Source organism: Chamaesiphon sp. OTE_8_metabat_110, from assembly GCF_031382685.1.
In the GTDB taxonomy this organism is placed as follows: domain Bacteria; phylum Cyanobacteriota; class Cyanobacteriia; order Cyanobacteriales; family Chamaesiphonaceae; genus Chamaesiphon.
Genome location: NZ_JANMZA010000640.1, coordinates 1 through 1,858, shown reverse-complemented (window position 1 = coordinate 1,858; position 1,858 = coordinate 1). Strand labels below are relative to the sequence as shown.

The following is a 1,858-nucleotide window of genomic DNA, read 5'->3' as shown; positions in this document are numbered from 1 at the left end:
TTATTACACTCCCCACCAACGTCCTGACAGCCCCAACCATGCCAAAATCGCGCGTTATGCGTGGGGGCGAGATTATCATAAAGTCTTAACCAAAAAACTCAAACAACTCACCAGTTGGTTGACTGAAACATTCGATAATGTTGAAGCACGTTATTACGTCGATACCGGGCCAATTCAAGATAAATTTTGGGCGCAAGCTGCGGGTATCGGCTGGATTGGGAAAAACGGCAATGTCATCAATCGTCAATATGGCTCCTGGATATTTTTAGGTGAGATTGTCACTAATATTCCCCTGATTGCTAACGATCCCCACACCCAGCACTGCGGCACATGTACGCGCTGTATTTCTGCTTGTCCGACTGGGGCAATTACCCAACCTTTTGTAGTCGATGCCAATCGCTGTATTGCTTACCATACGATCGAGAATCGTGCCGAAATCTTACCGCCGGAAATCGCGAATAATCTGCAAGGATGGGTCGCAGGTTGTGATATTTGTCAAGATGTTTGTCCGTGGAATCAGAAATTTGCCCAGCCGACCGATATAGCAGATTTTCAGCCCGATCCCTGTAATCTCGATCGCACATTAACCGAGTTGGGATCGCTCGCCGATGAGGCGTGGGATCGCAGCTTCAGAGCCTCAGCATTGCGTAGAATAAAGCCAGCGATGTGGCGACGCAATGCCAGCGCAAATCTTCACAATCTGGGGATCGCAATCGAACGTTAATTAGATTACAATTTTAAAACTGGTATCGGCTTCTCACAAATGCTTAACAATTCTAAACTCATCATTTTTGATTTTGATGGTACCCTAGCAGATACATTGGGTGCCTTAATGCGAATCAGCAACCGATTGGCACCGGAATTCGGTTATTCGCAGATTGGTGATGAGCAATTAGCAAGTCTCAAATATCTTAGCTCGTGGGAAATTATCAAACTTTCCAAAGTTGCCCTGTGGAAGCTGCCCTTTTTACTCAAGCGCGTTAAAGAAGAGTTCCCTGGCGAAGTGCGGAATGTGAGATTGTTTCCCGGCGCGATCGAACTCCTCAATACCCTCAAAGCTCAGGGTTATCGATTGGGAATTGTTAGTTCCAATGCCGAGGCAAACATTAGGTCGCTTTTAAGCCAAAATCAGATCGAACATCTGTTTGATTTCGTCAATACTGCGTCTACTTTTGGTAAAGGTAAAGCGATCGGGAAGTTGCTCAAGCAGTATCATTGTTCTAAATCCGACGCGATCTATATCGGTGACGAAATTCGCGATATTCAAGCGGCTAGATCGATCGAAATCCGCGTTGTTGCTGTCGGATGGGGTTTTAATGCGCCCACAGCTCTGATCGATAGACAGCCAGATCTACTGATTACCAAGCCGTTAGCACTGATAAATGCCCTCGCCCGGTTTTATCCACCCACATCCACGCCACTGGCATGTTCATAATCGAATGCGCTAATTAGGTCTGCGGGGGATTGCCGATCTCAATCCTGGTATTTATACTAAAGATCGATATTTAAAATGAGAGTATCGATCCTTAGTCCAAATTTATATTGACATTGAACCAGCCGCCACAGCCGACACCACCAGCAAGTACCACGCCACCACCAGCCGAAAAAGTGCTCTGTCCTCACTGTCTCCGTACTGCTACGAATGGGATTAAGTGTAAAGGGCTATGTGTTGCCGATAATGATTATTAGAGGATGATTGGATCCGAAATCCCGTCGCCCTCACCCCGCCTTCGCCTCCGGCTCTGGCTCCCCTCTCCCAAGCTTGGGAGCGGCGTGTTTATTAGGGGGGGGCCCCCGGATAAAAAAAAAAAAAGACAGTGGGGGGGGGGGGGGGGGGAAGGGGGGGGGATTTTTAAAT

At 47.5% G+C, this 1,858-nt stretch carries 3 protein-coding genes; all 3 read left to right on the top strand.

The annotated features are described in order from the left end of the window. Positions 1-724: tRNA epoxyqueuosine(34) reductase QueG (gene queG, locus RMO52_RS23170; RefSeq protein ID WP_310419043.1), on the top strand; the 724-nt coding region annotated here is incomplete at its 5' end. Positions 725-763: 39 nt separating this feature from the next. Then, entirely contained in the window at positions 764-1,435 is a 672-nt protein-coding gene (locus RMO52_RS23165; protein WP_310419040.1) for an HAD-IA family hydrolase, read from the top strand. A 113-nt stretch (positions 1,436-1,548) separates the two neighbouring features. Then, positions 1,549-1,689, top strand: coding sequence for a hypothetical protein (locus tag RMO52_RS23160; protein ID WP_309739379.1), 141 nt, complete (start codon positions 1,549-1,551; stop codon positions 1,687-1,689). Positions 1,690-1,858: the final 169 nt, after the last annotated feature.

Bases quoted from the DNA above. Each gene is read 5' to 3' on its own strand.
- RMO52_RS23165 (WP_310419040.1), top strand. From the start codon at position 764: ATGCTTAACAATTCTAAACTCATCATTTTTGATTTTGATGGTACCCTA.